12 protein-coding genes, 1 tRNA gene and 1 pseudogene are annotated in these 16,222 nt (G+C 53.1%); 12 read left to right on the forward strand and 2 right to left on the reverse strand.

The window, feature by feature from the left end; all coding sequences use genetic code 11:
- The first annotated feature begins 18 nt into the window (after window positions 1-18).
- The 12 genes from K0A93_07110 to K0A93_07165 all read left to right on the forward strand — a co-directional run bounded on the left by K0A93_07110 (window position 19) and on the right by K0A93_07165 (window position 13,197).
- Window positions 19-534 (forward strand): adenine phosphoribosyltransferase, encoded by a 516-nt coding sequence (locus tag K0A93_07110; protein ID MBW6511872.1) that lies wholly within the window; start codon window positions 19-21, stop codon window positions 532-534.
- A gap of 6 nt (window positions 535-540) precedes the next feature.
- Window positions 541-617, forward strand: a tRNA-Arg gene (locus K0A93_07115).
- Window positions 618-701: 84 nt separating this feature from the next.
- A complete protein-coding gene (locus K0A93_07120; protein MBW6511873.1) occupies window positions 702-2,747 on the forward strand; it encodes a PAS domain S-box protein in 2,046 nt (681 codons plus the stop codon).
- A gap of 85 nt (window positions 2,748-2,832) precedes the next feature.
- Complete coding sequence (locus K0A93_07125; GenBank protein MBW6511874.1) at window positions 2,833-3,624, forward strand: MBL fold metallo-hydrolase; 792 nt, start codon at window positions 2,833-2,835, stop codon at window positions 3,622-3,624.
- A 254-nt stretch (window positions 3,625-3,878) separates the two neighbouring features.
- Complete coding sequence (locus tag K0A93_07130; protein MBW6511875.1) at window positions 3,879-6,857, forward strand: phosphoribosylformylglycinamidine synthase subunit PurS; 2,979 nt, start codon at window positions 3,879-3,881, stop codon at window positions 6,855-6,857.
- A 1-nt stretch (window position 6,858) separates the two neighbouring features.
- On the forward strand, window positions 6,859-7,692 hold the full coding sequence (locus K0A93_07135) for a phosphoribosylformylglycinamidine synthase subunit PurQ (GenBank protein ID MBW6511876.1): 834 nt from the start codon (window positions 6,859-6,861) through the stop codon (window positions 7,690-7,692).
- Window positions 7,693-7,739: 47 nt separating this feature from the next.
- Window positions 7,740-9,146 (forward strand): amidophosphoribosyltransferase, encoded by a 1,407-nt coding sequence (gene purF / locus K0A93_07140; GenBank protein MBW6511877.1) that lies wholly within the window; start codon window positions 7,740-7,742, stop codon window positions 9,144-9,146.
- A 43-nt stretch (window positions 9,147-9,189) separates the two neighbouring features.
- A complete protein-coding gene (gene pyrE / locus K0A93_07145) occupies window positions 9,190-9,747 on the forward strand; it encodes an orotate phosphoribosyltransferase (protein MBW6511878.1) in 558 nt (185 codons plus the stop codon).
- Between the two features lie 11 nt (window positions 9,748-9,758).
- Window positions 9,759-10,433 carry a Crp/Fnr family transcriptional regulator gene (locus K0A93_07150; protein ID MBW6511879.1) on the forward strand — a complete coding sequence of 225 codons (675 nt, stop codon included), beginning with the start codon at window positions 9,759-9,761 and terminating at the stop codon, window positions 10,431-10,433.
- Between the two features lie 112 nt (window positions 10,434-10,545).
- A complete protein-coding gene (locus K0A93_07155; GenBank protein MBW6511880.1) occupies window positions 10,546-11,601 on the forward strand; it encodes a hypothetical protein in 1,056 nt (351 codons plus the stop codon).
- Window positions 11,602-12,888, forward strand: a complete 1,287-nt coding sequence (locus K0A93_07160; GenBank protein MBW6511881.1) for a hypothetical protein — start codon at window positions 11,602-11,604, stop codon at window positions 12,886-12,888. It begins immediately after the preceding gene.
- Between the two features lie 108 nt (window positions 12,889-12,996).
- Window positions 12,997-13,197 carry a protein-export chaperone SecB gene (locus tag K0A93_07165; GenBank protein ID MBW6511882.1) on the forward strand — a complete coding sequence of 67 codons (201 nt, stop codon included), beginning with the start codon at window positions 12,997-12,999 and terminating at the stop codon, window positions 13,195-13,197.
- A 307-nt stretch (window positions 13,198-13,504) separates the two neighbouring features.
- On the opposite strand, the gene K0A93_07170 is transcribed toward K0A93_07165, so the two are convergent.
- The gene (locus K0A93_07170; GenBank protein MBW6511883.1) at window positions 13,505-14,971 is read right to left on the reverse strand and encodes a hypothetical protein; all 1,467 of its coding nucleotides are present in this window, start codon (window positions 14,969-14,971) and stop codon (window positions 13,505-13,507) included.
- Window positions 14,972-15,056: 85 nt separating this feature from the next.
- Window positions 15,057-16,043: pseudogene (locus tag K0A93_07175) on the reverse strand (transposase).
- Between the last annotated feature and the right edge of the window lie 179 nt (window positions 16,044-16,222).

The raw sequence follows: 16,222 nt of genomic DNA on the forward strand, positions 1-16,222 counted from the left end.
TGATACGGAGTCACTGCAATGGATGAATTAAAAAGTATTATCCGCGATATCCCCGATTTTCCAAAAAAAGGGATTGTTTTTAAGGACATTACGACACTGCTGAATGATAGTCGCAGCTTCCACCGGATGATCGATCTGATTGCTCATCGCTATGTCGGGATGAGGATCGACCAGATCGTCGGCATTGAAGCGCGCGGATTCATTCTTGGTGCCGCGTTGGCCTATAAACTCGGTGCCGGCATCACTCTGGTGCGCAAGCCAGGCAAATTGCCATCCAAAACGATCAGTAAAACCTACGACCTTGAATACGGTACCGATACATTGGAAATTCACGCCGATGCGTTCAAACCGGGCGACCGGATCATCATCGCTGATGACCTGCTGGCCACCGGAGGGACGGTGGCGGCGGTGGTTGATCTGGTCGGTGAACTGGGCGTCGAGATTGTCGAATGTGCATTTATGGCCGAGCTGGAGTTTCTTGACGGACGCAAGCGTCTGCCTGATGGTAAAGTCTTCAGCCTGTTGAAATTTTGACCTCACGGCCCCGTAGCTCAGATGGATAGAGCATTCGCCTCCTAAGCGAAGGGTCGTGCGTTCGAATCGCGCCGGGGCCGCCAATTTTTCAAGCGATCACGTCTCAACTCGCTGCCCACTCGTTGTTCATTGTGGCAGGATTTATAATCTTTATTTAGGTTGTGCGCATGAAAAGAACCCTGGAAAAGCGTATTCTGCTTTTCGCAATCATGGTCCTGCTTGTCGCTATTGCGATCAATACGGGACTGAATGTAGAGGGATTTCGGCGCGATTATCGTGACGGTATTATCTTGCGCTGTCAAAGTCTTGCGCAGGGCTTGCAGCAATCTCTGGAAAAAGTCCTTTCTTTAGGTGTTCACATTGAAGATATTGAAGGGCTCGATGTCAAGTGCAAGACGCTGGTTGATAACGATCCGGATATCGTTTATTGCTATATCGAAAACAACGTCGGCGAACTTTTTTATTCCAACGATCAATCCCTTGATTCCCTGAAAAAATTTCACTACCTCTTCGCCCTGACTGAGACGATGGCGGTCTTGCAACATCCAGAGTGGGGGAAAGTCTATGATGTCTCCCAGGCGGTTTTTGATGCCAACAAATCTGTCGCCGGGCGGATCAGAATTGGTTTCCCTGACGAAGTCCTGGTTCAACGCACGGTCAAGGCGCTGATCCGCGCATTTTATATTCTCGCTATTGCATTGATTGTCGTCGTTTGTGTCGTTGTTTTGTTTGTTAAACGCGACATTATCAGTCCGATCAGTCGCCTCTGCGTGGTGGCCCGTGAAATTGCCGACGGAAATTTCCGGATCAAGGTGCCCGAGATGACCACCCGTGATTTTTCCGAACTGGCACACGTCATTCAGGAAATGTCTGAATCGTTACAGAGTCGCGATGATAAAATTTCTGAAAGTTACTTACAACTGGAAACAACCAATCAGGAGCTTTTGGTCAGTTATGAACATCAGGCACGGATCAGCAACGAATTATCACGCAGTCGCGCGATGTATCGTTCCTTGCTGGAAGATGCCAGTGATTCAATCGTTGTCGTTGATGATATGGACCGGATAGTTCTGGTCAACAAGGCGGCGGAACGATTTTTTCGGGTTCAGCGGCATGTCGCCGAAGGAATGAATTTTTATTCGTTTCTGCAGATGTTGGGGGTAAAGGATATTGAGGAGCAGCACCGTCTTTTTCAACAGGTCCTTGGCGGAGAACCGATTGAGAGTGAATTGCATTATACCAGGGACGAGGACGGTGCGCAGGTCGTTGGCTGGCTCTATGGCTCAACGGTATTCGGCGGGGAGGGGGAACGGATGGTGCAGGCGATTATCCGTGATGTTACACTCGAACGCGAGATCAAGGCAAATCTGGAAAAGAGCGCTGCCGAATTAAGGCGGCTCAATGAAATGAAGGATTCATTTTTGGGAGTGGCTTCTCATGAACTGAAGACCCCATTAACAGTGATAAACGGTTATGTTGAATTGATTCTCGACGAGATGGCGGATCATCTTGACGACGAAATCAAACCATTGATCCGCCATATTGCTGACGCCGGTGACCGGCTTGCGGCAATTGTACGTGACATGGTTGATGTGACCCTGATTGACGACAGTAATCTGACGTTGCGCAAGGTTAGGACCGATATCAATGCCCTGGCCAGGAATGTTGGCGATTCTCTTGCTCTCTTTCTTGGCAAGCGCAGTCAGCAACTTCAACTGATCCTGGCTGATGATTTGCCGATGGTGACCTGCGACCCTGATCGAATCGTTCAGGCACTCAATAACCTGGTAATCAACGCCATCAAGTTTACCCCCGATGATGGCCGGATAACGATTGCCACCAAGGTGCGCAGTACGCTGCGTGAACCTTTCGCCGGATCCGCTGACCCTGACGTGATCACCCTCGGCAGTGAACCGGCGCGGTATCTGGAAATCGTTGTTTCCGATTCCGGAATTGGCATCTCTGAGCAGGATCAGTTGCACATCTTTGAAAAATTTTATGAAGCAGGCAAGATTGAGGAACATTTTACCGGACAGATCACTTTCAAGGGGAAAGGGACTGGACTGGGGCTGACGATCGTCAAAGGGATCGTTGATATGCATGACGGCGAAGTCTGGGTTGAGAGCCCCGGTTGTAATACTGAAACCTTTCCTGGTAGTGCTTTTCATATCCTTCTGCCGCTTGATTCACCGCAGTCAATGGCGGTCAATTGAGGGTGATACGAAACCATGAAACTGCTTGCGCGGGGCAGTAAATTCCGGTATAAAGACCGGGCTTGAAAAGAAACAAGAGGCTTTTTTGCATATCTGTTTACTGGCCAGTGGAAGCAAGGGAAATTCCGTTTACATTGAGAGCGGAACAACGCGTTTGCTGATCGATGTCGGCCTGTCCGCCAGAGAAATTACCGCCAGATTAAACCATATCGGAGTCGATGCAGCGGATTTGACAGCGGTTCTGATTTCCCATGAGCACCGGGATCATTGTCGTGGGCTTGGCCCACTGGCGCGCCGCTTCAATCTGGACGTGTTCATTCACCCGGAAACGCTGGCAGCGCTGCCGAGCCCTGGTCGGCTTGAGCGGCTGCATGAATTTCATGATCAGTGCTTTACGATAGGTGATTGTCGGGTCGAACCATTTCGGACGACTCACGACGCCGTTGCTCCGGTCGGATTTATTATTGATACCCCCGCTGGTCGAGTCGGCATCGCGACCGATCTTGGCATCGCGACGCGTCTGGTGAGTGATCGTCTCCGCCAATGCCGCGCATTAATACTTGAGTTCAATCACGATCTTGATATGCTCCGCGACGGTCCTTATCCGTGGCCGTTGAAGCAACGTGTCAGCAGCCGCCACGGCCATTTGTCGAACGCCGCTTCCGCCGCGCTGCTTGCCGAATTGCTCTGGGAGGGGCTGGAAACGGTTTTCCTGGCACATCTGAGCGAAACAAACAATTGCGCACAATTGGCCGAATCGGCCGCACGGTCGATCCTGCCTGGCGCACATCAGGTCACGTTGATCGTTGGAACGCAGCATGTTCCGACCGCCTGTGTCACCCTGGAGCGCGATTGCATCGAGGTGAGTAATGGCTGAATCTACTTATGCACCTGACTCAAGTAGTGTACAAACATGCCAAGGAGCGACATCCACTATCGCGAATCTTTGCTCGTAGAGTGAACACCCTTCGCGGCTGAAAACCTCTCCCACAGGGACTGGGCTGCGATAATCGTATTTATTGTGGGAGCGACATCCCTGGCGCGAATGGGTCGTGTACCGTTGCGGCTGATTTAATCGCTGTCAGGCTGGTTGATGTTGGCCTGCGCAACCAAGGTTCCATAGGAGAAAAAATGATCTGGAGAGTTGTCGTCGGTTTGCGCGATGGCGTTCGCGACCCACGAGGTGACCGGGTTTGCCGGGAAATCGCGCAACACCTCAACGTCGCATTGCAAAAGGTGCGAACCCTCGATGTTTACACGATTGATGCCGAACTTGACACTGCGGCAATCGCTGCGTCCGCCGCCGGTCCATTGTCCGATCCGGTGATTCAGGAATACGCGATCAATCGTCCCCTGGCAACCGATTTTGATATCTTGATTGAGGTGGGTTATCGCCCCGGTGTTACCGACAATGTTGGCCGCACCGCGCGTGAAGCTATCGAATACCTGACGAATCGGCCGTTTACACCCGGTGAAGGGGTTTATACCTCTACCCAGTACCTGCTGAAAGGTTCGATCGACAAGGCGACAGCAGAGCGTGTGGCCGCTGATTTTCTTGCTAACGGCTTGATTCAGCGCTGGACAATTCTGACGCCGACCGAATTTATTACCCAGGGAGGGGTAGCGGCGAGCGTTCCGAAAGTCGTGACCGAAGGTCAACCTCATGTCTGTGTGCTTGATCTTTCAGTTTCCGACGAACAGTTGCTGCAGATCAGCCGCGCCGGGATGCTGGCGCTTAATCTGCAAGAGATGAAAACCCTTCAGGCGTACGTCGCTGATCCCGCTGTACGTGATGTTCGCGCGCGACGTGGCCTGGATGCACTCACCGATGTTGAACTGGAAGTGCTCGCCCAGACCTGGAGCGAACACTGCAAACACAAGATTTTTTCTGCGCGGATCGACTACGAGGATGAACAGGGACGGCGGAAAACGATCGACTCTCTCTTTAAAAGTTTCATCGTCAAGGCCACTCGCGATATCCGCGCCGCGCAGGGTGATAACGATATCTGCCTCTCGGTTTTCAAAGATAACGCCGGGGTGATTCGTTTCAATGACGACTGGAGCCTGGTCTTCAAGGTCGAAACGCACAATTCACCCAGCGCTCTTGATCCCTACGGCGGCGCATTGACCGGGATCGTCGGCGTCAATCGTGATCCCTTCGGTACCGGCATGGGCGCGCGCCTGATTTTCAATACCGATGTGTTCTGTTTCGCCTCGCCGTTCTATGCGCAACCACTCCCCCCCCGGTTGCTGCACCCGCGCCGCATTTTTGAGGGGGTAGTAGAGGGTGTTGAACATGGCGGGAATAAATCAGGGATCCCCACGATCAATGGCTCGATCGTTTTTGATGATCGCTTTGCCGGGAAACCGCTGGTCTATTGTGGTACCGCAGCACTGATGCCGGCGTTGCTGAATGGTCGTCCCGGTCACGAAAAAAAGGCGTTGGTCGGTGACCGCATCGTGATGGTTGGTGGCCGTATCGGTAAGGACGGTATCCACGGTGCGACCTTCTCCTCGGAAGAGTTGCACGCCGGGTCGCCGGTGACGGCGGTGCAGATCGGTGACCCGATCACCCAGCGACGGATGTTCGATTTTCTGCTGATTGCCCGTGATCGCGGGCTGTACAATGCCATCACCGACAATGGTGCCGGGGGGCTGTCGTCATCGATCGGTGAAATGTGCGAGGATACGGGCGGGTGTGAACTCCATCTCGACCGCGCCCCGCTGAAATATCCCGGTTTACAGCCGTGGGAAATTCTTATTTCCGAAGCTCAGGAGCGGATGACCCTGGCCGTGCCGGCAGAGAATCTCGCGCGCTTTATTCAACTGGCGCGTGAGATGAATGTCGAGGCGAGTGATCTCGGCTGCTTTACCGACAGCGGTTTTTTCCACGCTTTTTATCACGGTGAAACCGTTGCTTATCTCGACATGGCGTTTCTTCACGATGGCGTGCCGCAATTGATCATTCCGGCCAAATGGACTCCGCCCACATTATCTGAGCCGCAGCTCGACTGCCCCGCAGATTTCAGCGAGGTTCTACGCCGTCTGCTCGGTCGGTTGAATATCTGCTCAAAAGAAGCGGTAGTCCGGCGTTATGATCACGAAGTTCAGGCCGGGACGGTTGTTAAACCGTTGACCGGGGTCGCTAATGACGGGCCCTCCGATGCGGCCGTCTTTCGTCCGCTGCTCGATTCGTTTGAGGGAGCGGTGGTGGCTCACGGAATTTGCCCGCGTTACAGCGATATCGATACCTATCACATGATGGCGTGCGCTATCGATGAGGGGTTGCGTAATTACGTCGCGGTCGGTGGTCATATCGATCACGTCGCCGGGCTGGATAACTTCTGCTGGTGTGATCCGGTCAAAAGTGACAAAACCCCCGACGGTGAATATAAAGCCGCACAGCTGGTGCGCGCCAATCAGGCGCTTTACGATTATTGTCTCGCTTACGGAGTCCCGCTGATTTCCGGCAAGGATTCGATGAAGAATGATTATCAGATCGGTGCCAGCAAAATTTCGATTCCGCCGACCGTACTCTTCTCGGTCATTGGCAAAATTGACGATGTGCGAACCGCGTGTACCATGGATGCCAAACGTGTCGATGATCTGGTTTATCTGCTCGGCTCGACAGCGGATGAGTTGGGGGGGTCTGAATATTATGCCCTGTGCGGCGAGATTGGCAGTAATGTCCCACAGGTTGATGCAGCGACGGCTCTGGCACGTTACCGCACGCTTAACATTGCACAGCGTGAAGGTTTGGTGGCCAGTTGCCACGACTTGTCTGATGGCGGGCTGGCCGTTGCCCTGGCCGAAACGGCCTCGGCAGGGGGGGTCGGGATGACAGTGAACCTCGCCCAGGTGCCATTTGGCGGGGAGCCTCGCAATGATCGCATCCTCTTTTCAGAGAGTCAAAGTCGATTGCTGGTGACCGTTCACCCGGAGCATCGTGACCGCTTCGAACAGCTCTTTGCCGGTCAGGTTTGGGCGTTGATCGGCACCGTTGTCAGTGGCGGCAAGCTCCGCGTCGAAGGGCTTGCCGGGGAGTGTGTGATTGAGGCCGGAATTGACGATTTAAAAGAGGCGTGGCAGGCGCCGTTGAGGGAGCTGTAATATGGCGAAGGAAGTCAGAGCGGTTGTTATTGCCGGAAACGGCACCAATTGCGAACGCGAGGTGGCCTTTGCCTGTCGTCTGGCCGGAGCGGATGTTGCCGATATCGTTCACGTCGCAGAACTGCTGGCCGGGCGCGCCTGCCTCGATGACTATCATTTTCTCAATCTCGCCGGAGGATTTCTAGACGGTGACGATCTGGGGAGTGCCAAGGCGGGGGCCAATCGTTTGCTGCATGCCCCGATCGTTGGCAGTAACGAGAAGCTGATTGATCAGGTAAATCGTTTTATTGCCGCCGGGAAATTGGTCATGGGGGTGTGCAACGGCTTTCAGTTGATGGTCAAAATGGGACTCCTTCCGGCGCTCGACGGTGACCACGGCGCGCAAAGTGCGACCCTGACGGTTAATGATTCAGGGCGCTTTGAGGATCGCTGGACTTATCTGAAGCTTGATCCCGAATCACCGTGCATCTACACGCGCGGCCTGGCAGAGGGGATTTATCTGCCGGTGCGGCATGGTGAAGGAAAATTTGTCGTCGCCAGGGAGACAACGCTGGACGCCATTGAGGCCCGGCATCTGATCCCGCTAAAATATTCTACCGCGAACTACGCTGAACCGACTCTCGACTATCCGCTCAATCCAAACGGGTCAGTTCATGCGATTGCCGGGGTGTGTGATCAAAGCGGGCGCCTGTTCGGGCTAATGCCGCACCCGGAAGCGTATCTGCACCGTACCCATCACCCCCGCTGGACTCGCGATGAGGCGCTACCGGAAGAAGGGATGGGGTTGTGGCTCTATCAGAATGCGATCAACTTTATTCGCGCGGAATTACTTTAAACTTCACGTTCGTTTTTTCATGAACGCACCAACAGGGGACTCGTTGCATGGAAGACAAGTTTCATGATGAATGCGGGGTGTTCGGTATTTTTGATCACCCTGAAGCCGCAAACCTGACCTATCTTGGGCTTTACGCCCTGCAACATCGGGGGCAGGAGAGTTGCGGGATTGTTTCTTCCGACGGCACCGACCTTTATTCCTATCGCGGCCTGGGGATTGTCGCCGATGTTTTCAAAGACGATTCGATCTTTGCCACACTCCCCGGCAAAAGTGCCATCGGGCATGTTCGCTATTCAACCGCCGGTGGTAACGACTTCAGAAATTGTCAGCCGATTAAAGTTGATTATCACCGGGGCGGGATCGCTGTCGCCCATAACGGCAATCTGGTCAATGCACGTGAAATACGCAATCAACTGGAGAAGCAGGGCGCCATCTTTTCAACGGTCGCCGACACTGAAGTCGTGATGCATCTGATTGCCAAGGCGCAGAGTGATTCCCTTGCGGATCGGATTACCGAAGCGTTATCTCAGGTCAAGGGCGCTTTCAGTATTGTTTTTCTGACCGAGACCCGGATGGTTGCAGTACGTGACCCCAACGGTTTTCGACCGTTGGCCCTCGGGCGTCTTGGTGATGCCTACGTTGTTGCCTCCGAAACCTGCGCCTTCGATTTGATCGAGGCAGAGTTTGTTCGCGAGATCGAACCGGGGGAGATGATTGTCGTGACCAAGCGCGGCGTTAAATCGTATTTCCCTTTCAAACGGGTGAACCCGACACCCTGTATCTTTGAGTTTATCTACTTTGCTCGCCCTGACAGTATCATTTTTGGTCAACAGGTTTATCCGACGCGTAAGGAGTTTGGTCGCCAGCTGGCGCGGGAACATCCCATCGACGCTGACGTGGTCATTGCGGTGCCTGACTCAGGCATCCCCGCAGCGATCGGTTTTGCCGAGGAAAGTGGCATCCGTTTTGAACTCGGCCTGATTCGTAACCACTACGTTGGCCGGACATTTATTGAGCCGCAGCAGACGATCCGCCATTTTGGTGTCAAGCTGAAGCTGAATCCGGTGCGTGAGGTGATTGAAGGGAAGCGCGTGATTGTTGTTGATGACTCGATTGTGCGGGGCACGACATCGCGCAAAATCATCAAGATGATCAGGGCTGCCGGGGCCAAAGAAGTCCATATGCGGGTTTCCAGCCCGCCGACCTCCTTCCCCTGTTATTACGGGATCGACACCCCCTCACGTAAGGAGTTGATTTCTTCTTCACATGCGATCGAGGAAATTAACCGTCACATCACCTCCGACACCCTTGGCTATCTTTCCCGTGAAGGGTTACTGAAAGCTGCCGGTGTTCCGCTGGACAGCGATACGCATTATTGTGATGCGTGCTTTAATGGCAATTATCCAGTCAAATTCCCGCGCCTGAAAGCCGACAGCCAACTCGGTTTGTTTTAACGCTAAGTGCAAGTAGTTTTGATAGATATTGAGGAGTGATTCGATGAATGATCAGGAACGCAATGAATTGATGACAATTATCCGCGAATTGTCTTATGAAGAGAAAGAAGTGACTCTTGCTTCAGGACGGAAGAGTAATTTTTATTTTGACGGCAAGCAAACCACCCTGCACGCGCGTGGAGGATTGCTGGTCGGCAAGGCCTTCTGGGAAATCGTAAAAAACTTCGGTGATGATATTGACGGCGTTGGCGGGCTGACCATGGGGGCCGATCCGATCGCCACGGCGACCTCGATTGCGGCCGCGCTGGAGGGGAAGGCTGTTCACGCCTTCATCATTCGCAAGGAACCGAAGGGACATGGAACCGGGCAATGGCTTGAAGGACGCAAAAATCTGCCGCCAGGTTCCAGGGTAGTGATTGTTGAAGATGTCACCACCACCGGGGGCTCATCGATCAAGGCCGTTGAACGGGCCGAAGCGGAGGGGCTCAAGGTCTGCGGAATCGTTACCCTGGTCGATCGTCAGGAGGGTGCCGAGGAGAATATCGTCGCCCAGGGACAGGTACTCAAGGCCGTCTTCACACGAAAACAAGTTGTCGGTTGAGTTGAATACACATGACGACGAAAGAGTTACTGAAAAAATGCCCCCTCTTTGCCGGAACGGACGACGCTGATCTGGCTGCGTTGCAGGGCGTTTGTACAATTCGTGAGCATTCCAGGGGGGATCTGCTTTTCTCTGAAGGGGAGGAAGCCAGAGGCTTTTATGTCGTTGCCTCTGGCAAGGTCAAGGTCTATAAACTGTCCCCCGAGGGGAAGGAACGTATCCTTCATATCGTTCATCCCGGCGACACCTTTGCCGAGGCGGCAATCTTCGCTGACGGGGCTTATCCGGCTCATGCCGAACCGCTTGAAAAGTCGCAGTTGATGTTTTTCCCCAAACGTGACTTTCTTTCCTTGTTGTCTTCAAATCCACGCATTGCATTGAATATGATCGCCGGGCTGTCGCGTTTCCTGCGGCAATTCGCGACGCAGATTGAATCGCTGACGTTCAAGGATGTTCCCGCGCGCCTGGCCCACTATCTACTCGAACTGGCTGGTGAAGAGTGCTCCGTTGTCCAGCTCCCGATCTCCAAAGCGCAGCTGGCGTCCAATCTCGGGACGGTCGGCGAAACGTTGTCGCGCACCTTGCGCAAACTTGCCGATGACGCGGTCATCGAAGTTAATGGCCGGACGATCAACATCCTTGATGCCGACCGTCTCATTGACCTTGCCGAAAAGTGTCGTGAATAATTTGCATCATTCCAAAAACAGTTTTTTGCTTCTCCGCTCGATTCTTCATTCACCGCTTGGCATATTACTCAGTGTCTGCTGGTTGACTGCCTGCATCCCGGCGCAGCCTCCGGTGACAGCACTGGTAACACCTTTGTCAGTCCGCACGCTGGGGACGATAACTTCCGGTTCCCCCCTGGCGTGGGCGGATAATGGCAAACAACTGGCGGTGAATGATAGCGGTTTGACAATCATCGACGTGGACAGCGGGACGCGACAACGCCTGAACCATGAATCCACGCTGACCGCTCTGGCATGGGCACCCGACGGAGAAGCCGTCGTATTTGCGACCCCCGCGAAACAGGGAACGCTGTTGCGTGTTGTTGATTTAAATGGTCGCCAGCTTGCGAAAACCGAGATCAAGGGCAACTGCCGTCAATTTTTCTGGGGGCAGGATGGCCGGATTCTGGCGAGCTACGAGCTGATGACGGACTACAGTTTCGGTACGAGTTTCCAGGCTGGATATGTCGAGTGGCGTGATTTGTCCGCCACCGTTGTTGTCCCTCTGGTTGACACAACCCTCAGTCCTTTTCATATGCAAGCGATTGACAAAAACAGTTCGCTCTTTTTCTTCGATCTGTCGCCCTGGGGGGATGAGATTGTTTTTTCGAAAATCAATGCACCTCCGATGTTTCCAGCCTACTTTCAGTTTGTGCATCTCCCCCTTGGAACCCCCCGGAACACGATCCTTGCCGGTCGATTGTCCACCGCGAACAGCGGGCGATTCATCAATCAGGGGGAAGACGTTCTTTACGGTGACGGACAGGGGAGCATCCTTCGCCAGTCGCTGTGGAACGCAACCCCGGAGCTGGCGTATCGATCAGCAGGTCGTTTGATCGCGCTTTCGGCGGGCGAAAAATGGCTGGTCATCGATGATGTCCTTTATCGCGACAAGCTTCCGTTCGCCCGCTTTGCGGCGCAGGTTATTCCGCGGTTTTCACCTGTCGGCGGGCGCGTCGCGCTGGTTGCAGGAAAACAACTGTTGGTGATCGATGGTTTAGTGGAAGAGCTTCCGGCGACCGTATCCAGCGAAGCTGAAAGCAAGATCCGGGTGCTCCGGTCGTGGCGTGGTAAAGGCTTGATCTCCCCCCAAGAGTATCGCCAACGCAAATTGCAAGTGGAGAAATAAATGACCCGGCTGATGAGCGTTTTGTTTGTCATGATAGTGTCGTCTGTCGTTGGTGCTGCTGCGGAAAACTGTATTCCTTGCCACACCAAAGAGACGCCGGGCGCCGTGAAGCAGTGGCGTGGCAGTGCACATGCTGATAAAGTATTTTGCGCCGATTGCCATGGTGAAGATCATCAGGCGATTGTTGCGGGGGATGCAAAAGTCACGGCCACGGTGTGCGGACGTTGCCACGAGCAGCAGTTGGATGAACATCAGAGCAGCCGCCACGGGATGGGTTTACATAGTGGCTGGGGGTGTACGCGTAATATGCCCCGACGCGACAAACGGGAATGCCGTTTCTGCCATGAAGAGGGGAGTGATATCCCTGTTTCGCAGGTACATTGCGCGCGTTTTCTTAAACAATCAAGCGAGATCGGCGAGCTGGGGTGTAATCGGTGTCATCTGGTTGAATCGTCCTGTGCGACCTGTCACACCAATCATCTGACCGATGGGAAAATCGCCCGTGATCCGGCGATCTGCGCGAAATGTCACATGGGCCCGGACCATCCTCAATGGGAGATGTGGCAGACTTCGCTGCACGGTGCGCTGAACAACAGTGCCGGACCTGATGTTGGTCCCGATTGTCAGCGCTGTCACATGCCCGCTGGAACTCATAATGTTTCCGGTGGTCTGACGATGACGCCGGGCGGTGCACCTTATCCCCCTGCCGATGCCGTCAAAAGCCGTGGTTTTATGGTCGCCATCTGCAGCGAGTGCCACGCTCCGGCTTTTGCCCGGCGTGAGTTGACCAGTGGTGATGCAATTCGTGAGCAGAGTCGGGCGATCGTCGCGCAGGCGGTGAAAATCGTGCGCGAGCTCAATGATGCCGGGTTGCTCAGTCCTTCGCCACAAGAGCGACCGGCTCACCCGCTGCGTGGCCATGAACTGGTCACCGACAGTCAGATGCTCTATGAGGATACGTCCCACATCGAACGATTGCTGTTCAAAATGCAAAAATATGATTTTGCGCGCACGGTTAAGGGCGCTTATCATCAGAACCCCGCCTACACCCACTGGATCGGCAATGCCGAGTTAAAGATGGATCTGGTCGATATCCGGGCCGAAGCTGAACGTTTGCGGCTGATGGCGCAATGGCAAGCGACCCCGACGGGCGACGCCGATATCAAGGAAGAGCGTGAAGCAGAACAGCTCTTGCAGATTCTTCGCGGCCGCTTTGAACGCGGTGAAATTGATCAATCCCGGTATGAACAGGATAAAAAAGCGCTGCTCGATTCAGTGCTTCAGTAACCTTGCCACGCTGGTCAGATATTTCAAAACCCAAACCCGGCAGTAGATCGTACAAAAGATCATACAGCGTCACGGCGGGCGGGTCCGGGCCAAAGGCAAAGAAGGGGAATGCGCGTCCTTTTATTTCCCGCTCTCCTGAGCCGCCAACGACTGCGTTGCGGCCAGCGTCTCGCGGCTTGCATGGAGGAGGTCGTGAATGTGAATTGCGCGGCGATTCTTTTTCCGTTTTTGCGGGAGGCGTTGGCAGATATTACCCGTCGTATTACCCGTCGTTCGGGGTTTGCCGCCGTTGTTATTGCCGCCGGTTAATTTTTTAAATTTGTATCGGGTGGTTTTGGAGGGGCGGGGAGTTAAATAAACTCTACCCCGATCTCATAAACTGTCCCCCGATCTCCGATCTCAGTGAAGAACATCGGAAAGCCGTGTGCGGGAAAACCGCAAGCACGGTTTGATGAGGGAGGGTAGGGTGAAACCTGCTTTCTACTCTACCCGGAACTCCCCAGATGTTAACTGATGGTCCCTCTAATCGAGGTATTGTCTGTTTGTCTGAACTGCAAAAAAAACTGCTCAAGCCCCCTTTATCAGGAGACTTGAGCAGTTAAGAATAAGTTTCAGCTTACTGCTGCTTGACCCTTGTAATACTCCAAATTTCACCATCAGCTCCTGTAGAGCGATAGGTGTCACTGAAATTGGATTGTTCATTATAGATGACGAAAGAATAGCTGCTGCCGACTTCACCTGTTAATGCATATGTTTCCCTGAGCCAATCGATAGGCAGGTTTGGATCCACGGTTTTATCGCTATAGATAACCAGGTAGCTATGAGTACAATTGGTACAGGTAGCGTCTTCAATATACCATGTAAAGTTAAAAGTCTCGGAACCCTCTTGATAGACCCCGGTTTTAGGATCGTTCGCTGTCCCGTCATTCGCAGAATTATTAAAAGTATTCATTTCCGAATCGCTTGCAAAAGTACTGCCGGCAACATTGGCCACGGTGAAGGGCAGGGCGGTGCCGCAGTCGGTTACCACAGTCTCGTAGTCGGCAAAACTATTGGGGGTGATCGGCTCGCCGCCAGCGGCTGTATCAACCCAGCCTGACTCATAACCGCATACAAGCTCGGTGGGGGTGAAGCCGGGATCGGGAGTGGGGGTAGTGCCGGGATAGGTAGTGGCCGTATCGTCGCCGAAGTGCCAATTGGTCGACAGGTGGCCGCGGCCGTTTTTATCTTCACCCCACATGAAGAGATAGGCCCGGCCGTTGGCTGGTGGAAGGTCTTTTGTGTCAAGAGTCGTCGAGGTGGTAGGCTCGGAAGTTGCGGTGGTCAACAGATACGATTTGGTCTCATAATCAGTACCGTTGACGTCACTCCACCACAACTTCACATGGTCGACGACGAACGCGGGCGAGGGATTCCAGGCAACCGGAATTTCACCGCCGATATTAAGAGAGGCGAGGTTCTGGTCTTTTGGGGTAATCAGGGTCGGGAACATCGAAGCGCTAAGTTCGCTGTTCAGATACGGCCGTTTGGGGTTGGTGAATGTGTAGGTCTGGACGGGAGTACTTTTGTCCAGACTGACAACAGCTGCTGTTTCTTCGTAGAGCCGGACAGTATACTCGCTATTGTCGACGATACTTCCAAGGACAGTGTCATCAGTAAAAATATAATTGACATTTTGTACACTCAAGCCATTCGGACCGTAGATGCCGAAATCATTACGGGGGTAGAGATGTCCCATAACCACACCCCCGGCCGGCAGACCAGGTCCGGTGTAGATGAGCGACCTGACTCCCCGGTCATAGGCATAGTTATAGTCGTCATCGGTATCAAGACAGAAGCCGGTCTCGATAAGGGGATCACCCTGGAAGTAGATCTGCATATGGGCAAAAGAAAGATGCTCCTCTGGTATTTCAAGCCATCGCTGGTTTCCGTACCAGAGCCAGCTGTCGCCGTCGAAGACAAAGTAGTCCGTCCAGCTCCCCTCTATGTCGGTCATTCTAACTTTATAGCCTTTCTCGTAACTCGTCGCGATATCGATATCTATAGGTCCTTCGATGGTTACTCTCATTTCAAAACCTACCATCGGAAATCTATAGGGACGCTGCTTGCTATTTTTCTATTGGAAAAATTTTCTCGTAAATCTATAGGGGCTTTAGGGTCGCTGTTATCTATTTTTCTATTGTACTCAGGATGACCTTCGAGGACACTAAATCTTCTTTCAAAATCTTCTCGCCACGCCTTGACGCCAGACTAACTCCGGTCGGCACCAAGTGCAGAAACTGCCCGACTTCGCTACCGGTATAACCGAATTTATAGATGGCCAGTTGGCAGATGATCTCGCGTGCCGCTGTTGGCGCCCTGCTTTTGCTTGGTTTCCTGACTAAATCCGGATCAAGCGTCAATGCGGCTGAAACAATCGTCAACAGCTGCGTGAGAGCGACGACTCTCTTCATCTTCTCCCGAAGCTTGAAATCCTCTTTCAGGCTATCGACAAATACACCCCCACCCAATACCCTCTCATCGTAACTTTCATATTCGTGATTTGGACGCTCGCCCTGGCACCGTTTAAGGCCGCCTCCAACCAGATCATCACGGCGACCGGTTTTGATTCCATCCGCGATAAATTCTCGATAATTTGCCGCGCCGTCTTGACCCTCATGCCAAATCGCTCAAGAACAGGGTCGATCACCTGACCACTCAACTGCCGGTGGCCGAGCAGAATCGTATGGCCACTTTAGGGTTAGATGTCCAGCTCTTCCAAGCGTTTCGCCGTTCCCGCCTTAACGGATTGAGATGAATGTACCTGACCAGTTCCAGCAAGCAGGGTTCTTCTTCACAGACGATGGACTTGTAACGATTCTGAAACAAGTGCCCGGAACGCTTGTTCCGGCGGTTGAAAGAAACGGCATATCCGGTCAGAAGTCTGCGCATGAAGTGCGACAACGGAGTGGTCGTTGGCATCAATAATAGATGGAAATGATTTGACAAAAGTGCCCATGCATAGCAGCGGACGCCGGTTTCGGAGAGAAGGGAAACGAATCTTGCAACAAAGAGTTGACGGTCGCAATCGTCATTAAAATATCGCGCCGTTCAATTCCGCGCACTATAACGTGCTGAAGCAGCCCGGCAATATCAAGTCTGGCTAAACGTGGCATGGGCTAAATGTACCACAAGGGTGGATTGCATCAATAGATAAATAAATAACAGCGTTATATATGACTGGAATCAAAGGACAACTTCCCGGAAGTTAAAGATTAAAGCCATAAGATACCAGTCTTGTAATTCCATTGTCCCCTGTTATTGAATAGCGCTTTATTCAACGGAACGGGAGGAT

It is taken from the genome of Desulfuromonadaceae bacterium, from assembly GCA_019429445.1.
Classification (GTDB): Bacteria; Desulfobacterota; Desulfuromonadia; order Desulfuromonadales; family JAHYIW01; genus JAHYIW01.